Here is a 1,636-nt window from a genome sequence, read left to right on the forward strand (position 1 = left end):
CGTTCGTATTATAAGGTTAACCAGAATGCTAAATATTTCTGGTTGACCTTATTTATTTTGGTCTTATTATATCAGTAGCCAAGGTAGAACGTAACTGCCCGTGGGGCTTTGACCCCGTCAACTAAACGGTTCGCCCCCTACTTGTAGAAACATGATTGAGGCTGGTTGGGACTTAGATCTCGTATAACAAGCGAAGCTGTGATACTGCATGGAGGATTAGGGGTTACTGGCAAATTACTAGTTTAGGAGGAGATTTTAGAATGAATCCAGTCATTGGTCTGGATGTTTCAAAAGGGGAAAGTCAAGTTCAGGCATTTTTAGATAAAGGCAAACCATACCGTAAGAGTTTTAAAGTTTCTCACACTATAGAAGGTCTTGATTTACTTGTAGAGTTTCTGGAGGTGGTTAAGAGAGAAACTGGTAAGAAACCACCTATTGTTCTAGAAGCGACAGGACATTATCATTCCTCTGTTGTTCAATACTTGGAGGACCGTGGGTATTTATTGATAATCATTAATCCATTGATTTCTTATAAGGCTAAAAGTTCAAGTCTTCGGAAAGTAAAAACAGATGCGATAGATGCTTACCATCTCTGCGAGCTGTTTTATAAGGAGGATTTAGAGCCGTATAAGAAGCGTGGTGTGCAGCTATTAAACCTTCGGAATCTTACAAGACAGCACGAAAATATTACTGGTGTACTGATTCAAACAAAGCTACAATTCCAAGCGATTCTGGACCAGGTCTTCCCTGAATACAGAGGTGTTTTTGGTGACTTATATTCGGTAGTATCACTATTAACTCTTTCAGAGTTTCCCTCATCTGAAGATATTTTAGAGGCAAGTGAAGAAATAATTGCCGACAAAATCGCTGAGTTATGTAAAAGTCGTTCCTATCGATGGGCTAAAGAAAAAGCTACTCAGCTCAAGGCTGCAGCAAATCGAAATCCGTTTGAAAAGACCGTTTATCAGAGCCATATTTTAAGTCTAGGTATGTATATCAATATCATTCTTCAATACAAAGAGCACCTATCCAAGTTAGAGTCCGAGATAGATGCCCTCGCTAAAGAAGTTGAAGAATATAATATTATCAAATCTATCCCTGGTATCGGAGAAAAGATCGCGGCAACGATTATTTCGGAAATTGGAGAGATAGATCGATTTACTGATCCTAAAAAGCTGGTAGCTTTCGCTGGGGTTGACCCAAGTGTTTTTGAATCTGGCAAGTTTACAGGCACCAAAAATCGCATTACGAAAAGAGGCTCCAGCAGGCTTCGTCATGCCTTATACATGGCTGTTCGTTGTGCAATACGAGATTGCCGCAAGAGTAAAACAAGCGATGAAATCATTCCTAGAAATAAGAAATTACGAGAATTCTATGATAAGAAACGCGAGGAAGGAAAACCTTTTAAAGTAGCTGTTATTGCCTGTGTAAACAAGCTATTACATTGGATATATGCCTTACTAAAAAGCAAAACCGCTTTCCAAGATATAGCTTAGAAACTAAGTCTAACTAAATAACACAAAACCTTCCAAATCTATAGTAAGGGAAGGTTATTTGCCATGCACATTTTTAGTATAGCATGAGATATTTTAAGTTTTTATTGAAAAATATTGACAAACTATTAGCTGGTTTAGTT

At 38.1% G+C, this 1,636-nt stretch carries 1 protein-coding gene; it reads left to right on the forward strand.

What is annotated here, in order from left to right; genetic code table 11:
* Nucleotides 1-260: 260 nt before the first annotated feature.
* Complete coding sequence (locus BM126_RS21770) at nucleotides 261-1,496, forward strand: IS110 family RNA-guided transposase (protein ID WP_090991402.1); 1,236 nt, start codon at nucleotides 261-263, stop codon at nucleotides 1,494-1,496.
* The last annotated feature ends 140 nt before the right edge of the window (nucleotides 1,497-1,636 follow it).

Origin of the sequence: Bacillus sp. OV322, from assembly GCF_900112495.1 — a bacterium.
Classification (GTDB): Bacteria; Bacillota; Bacilli; order Bacillales; family DSM-1321; genus Peribacillus.